Origin of the sequence: Roseateles sp. (assembly GCF_036404855.1) — a bacterium.
Taxonomy (GTDB): domain Bacteria; phylum Pseudomonadota; class Gammaproteobacteria; order Burkholderiales; family Burkholderiaceae_C; genus Pelomonas.
Map to the genome: position 1 here is coordinate 1 of NZ_DASWYS010000233.1, position 3347 is coordinate 3347.

2 protein-coding genes are annotated in these 3347 nt (G+C 65.4%); both read right to left on the reverse strand.

All coding sequences use genetic code 11. The annotated features are described in order from the left end of the window. Positions 1–537: biotin/lipoyl-containing protein (locus VGF12_RS15435; protein WP_331176930.1), on the reverse strand; the 537-nt coding region annotated here is incomplete at its 3' end. A gap of 8 nt (positions 538–545) precedes the next feature. Next, positions 546–3218 (reverse strand): pyruvate dehydrogenase (acetyl-transferring), homodimeric type, encoded by a 2673-nt coding sequence (gene aceE, locus VGF12_RS15440; RefSeq protein ID WP_331176931.1) that lies wholly within the window; start codon positions 3216–3218, stop codon positions 546–548. Positions 3219–3347 lie beyond the last annotated feature (129 nt).

Sequence of the window (3347 nt, forward strand, 5' to 3'; positions counted from 1 at the left end):
GATCACCGCGCCTTCACTGACCTTGTCGCCGATCTGGATGGAGATGGCCTTCACCACGCCCGACAGGGGGGCGGGCACGTCCATCGTGGCTTTGTCCGACTCAAGCGAGACCAGCGGGTCCTCGGCCTTCACCGTGTCGCCGACCTTCACGAAGATCTCGATGACGGGTACGTCCTTGAAGTCGCCGATGTCGGGTACGCGCACCTCGGCCACGCCGGCCGGCGCGCTGATGGCCGACGGCGCGGCGCTCACGCTGGGTTTGGCGGCTTCGGCCGGTGCGGCAGCCGCAGCACCACCCTCGGCCTTGAACGCCATGATGACGCTGCCTTCGCTGACCTTGTCGCCCAGCTGCACAGCGATGGACTCCACCACGCCACCGCGCGGCGCAGGCACGTCCATCGTGGCCTTGTCCGATTCGAGCGAGACCAGCGGGTCCTCGGCCTTCACCGTGTCACCGACCTTCACGAAGATCTCGATGACGGGCACGTCCTTGAAGTCACCGATGTCGGGAACCGTGATGTTGATTGTGTTGCTCATGTTGTGCCTCACACCGTCCAGGGGGCTGCGCGCTCGGCATCGAGCCCGTACTTCGCAATGGCCTCGGCCACCACGCTGTGCTTGATCACGCCGTCATCGGCGAGCGCCTTGAGCGCGGCCACGGCCACGTGCCAGCGGTCCACCTCGAAGAAGCGGCGCAGCTTCTTGCGGTAGTCGCTGCGGCCAAAGCCGTCGGTGCCCAGCACCGTGTAGCGCCGGCCGGCGGCCTGCACGTACTCGCGCACCTGGTCGGCGTAGTTGCGCATGTAGTCGGTGGCCGCAATGACGGGGCCGTCGTGGCCGGCCAGGCACTGCTCGACATGGCTCTTGCGCGCCGGCTCGGTGGGGTGCAGCCGGCTCCAGCGCTCAGCCTCCATGCCGTCGCGGCGCAGCTCGTTGTAGCTGGTGGCGCTCCACACGTCGGCGGCAATGCCGAAGTCGCTCTTCGGCAGCTCGGCCGCGAACATCACCTCGCGCAGGATGGTGCCGCTGCCCATGAGCTGCACGCGGTGGCCCTTCTTGGCCGTCTTGCCACCGTCGCTGAGCTGGTACAGGCCCTTCAGAATGCCCGCCTCGCTGCCCTCGGGCATGCCGGGGTGCGGGTAGTTCTCGTTCATCAGGGTGATGTAGTAGTACACGTCCTCCTGCTCGGCGTACATGCGGCGCATGCCGTCGCGCACGATGGCCACCACCTCGTAGGCGAAGGTCGGGTCGTAGCTGATGCAGTTGGGGATGGTGCCGGCCAGGATGTGGCTGTGGCCGTCTTCGTGCTGCAGGCCTTCGCCGTTGAGTGTGGTGCGCCCGGCCGTGCCGCCCAGCAGGAAACCGCGGGCGCGGATGTCGCCGGCCAGCCAGGCCAGGTCGCCCACGCGCTGCAGCCCGAACATCGAGTAGTAAATATAGAACGGAATCATCGGCACGTTGTTCGTGCTGTACGAGGTGGCCGCCACGATCCAGCTGGACATGGCGCCGCCTTCGTTGATGCCTTCCTGCAGCACCTGGCCGTCCTTGGACTCGCGGTAGTACATCAGCTGGTCGGCATCCTGCGGCTTGTACAGCTGGCCCAGCGAGGACCAGATACCGAGCTGGCGGAACATGCCTTCCATGCCGAAGGTGCGCGACTCGTCGGGCACGATGGGCACCACGTGTTTGCCGATGTTCTTGTCGCGCACCAGCGTGCCGAGCATTTGCACAAAGGCCATGGTGGTCGAGATCTCGCGCTCGCCGGTGTCCTTCAGCAGGCGCTCGAAGCTGGCCAGTGGCGGAATCTCCAGCGCAGTGGATTTGCGGCGGCGCTGCGGCAGATAGCCACCCAGTGCGGCACGGCGCGCGCGCAGGTACTGCATCTCGGGGCTGTCTTCCGGCAGCTTGATGAAGGGAATCTTGGGCAGGTCTTCGTCGGACACCGGGATCTGGAAGCGGTCGCGGAAGCCGCGCAGCGCGTCCTGCGTCATCTTCTTGGCCTGGTGGGCGATCATCTGGCCTTCGCCGGATTCGCCCATGCCGTAGCCCTTCACGGTCTTGGGCAGGATCAGCGTGGGCTGGCCGGTGTGTTTCACGGCGGCGGCGTAGGCGGCAAAGACCTTCTCGGGGTCGTGCCCGCCACGGGTAAGGCCCCAGATCTCGTCGTCGCTCATGTCGGCGACCAGCGCGCGGGTTTCGTCGTATTTGCCGAAGAAGTGCTCGCGCACATAGGCGCCGCTCTTGCTCTTGAAGTCCTGGTATTCGCCGTCCACGCACTCTTCCATGCGCTGCAGCAGCTTGCCGCTCTTGTCCTTGGCGAGCAAGGCGTCCCAGCCGCTGCCCCACACGACCTTGATGACATTCCAGCCAGCACCCCGGAACACCGATTCAAGCTCCTGGATGATCTTGCCGTTGCCGCGCACCGGGCCGTCCAGGCGCTGCAGGTTGCAGTTGATGACGAAGACCAGGTTGTCCAGGCTCTCGCGGCCGGCCAGCGAGATGGCGCCCAGCGATTCGGGCTCGTCCATCTCGCCATCGCCCATGAAGGCCCAGACCTTGCGCGGCGCCGTGTCGGCCAGGCCACGGCCGTGCAGGTACTTCAGGAAACGCGCCTGGTAGATGGCCATCAGCGGGCCCAGGCCCATCGAGACGGTGGGGAATTGCCAGAAGTCGGGCATGAGCCACGGGTGCGGGTAGGAGGGAATGCCCTTGCCTTCGGTTTCCTGCCGGTAGCCCAACAGTTGCTGCTCGGTAAGCCGACCTTCGAGGAAGGCGCGTGCGTAGATGCCGGGGGAGCTGTGGCCCTGGATGAACAGCAAATCCCCACCATGGGTCTCGGTGGGCGCATGCCAGAAATGGCCAAAGCCGATGTCGTACAGCGTGGCTGCCGACTGGAAGCTGGCGATGTGGCCGCCGAGCTCGCTGGAGTCCTTGTTGGCCCGCAGGATGATCGCCATCGCGTTCCAGCGGATGATGGAGCGCAGGCGGTGCTCGATGGCACGGTCGCCGGGGCTTTTGTCCTCGCGTTCGGGCGGGATGGTGTTGCGGTACGCCGTGGTCAGGGAGCGCGGCACGTATACACCGTCGCGCCGGCCCTGGTCCACCAGCCGGTTGATCAGGTAATTGCTGCGGTCGCCGCCGCGGTGCTGCTGGACCGCGCCCAGCGCGTCCATCCATTCACCGGTTTCGATAGGGTCGAGGTCACCCGTCGTATCCATGGTTGTCTCCTGTTGCATGTTTTTCTCGGGCATCTGCTGATGCGCCTGCCCGCTGTGTTCCGCAAGAGGTGTGCCACTGGAATTAATGCCAGAAAAATAGCCTAAGTAGTTGATTTATCAGGGATTGCG